Source organism: Virgibacillus sp. M23 (assembly GCF_034190895.1).
Lineage (GTDB): Bacteria > Bacillota > Bacilli > Bacillales > Amphibacillaceae > Virgibacillus > Virgibacillus salarius.
In genome coordinates this window covers 1-470 of record NZ_JAWDHA010000233.1, presented here as the reverse complement: position 1 = coordinate 470, position 470 = coordinate 1, and the positions used below count along the sequence as shown (strand labels likewise).

1 pseudogene is annotated in these 470 nt (G+C 46.2%); it reads left to right on the top strand.

What is annotated here, in order from left to right:
* Nucleotides 1-470, top strand: a pseudogene (locus tag RVS70_RS22260) (ATP-dependent protease LonB); the annotation flags it as partial.

Here is a 470-nt window from a genome sequence, read left to right as displayed (position 1 = left end):
AAATACACAAATTCCGAATCACATTCATGATATTTTTCAAAATGGGCTGCCGGCTGATTTTCGCCTGATTCGCGCAACCACGAGAATGCCAAACGAAATTCCGCCAGCTATCAGGTCCCGCTGTTTGGAGGTTTTTTTCCGCGAGCTTGAAAAGGACGAACTGAAAACTGTTGCCAAAACAGCAGCGGATAAAATTGAAAAAAATATCTCTGAAGAAGGCCTCGATCTGCTGACCAGCTATACGAGGAACGGACGGGAAGCTGTCAATATGATTCAAATCGCAGCGGGGATGGCTGTTACGGAGAATCGGAAAGACATTACCATTGAGGATATTGAATGGGTCATCCACTCTAGTCAGCTTACACCGAAGCATGAGCAAAAAATCGGTGTTGAACCGCAGGTCGGCATTGTAAATGGACTTGCAGTCTATGGGCCAAACAGCGGGTCGCTTCTGGAAATCGAAGTAAGTG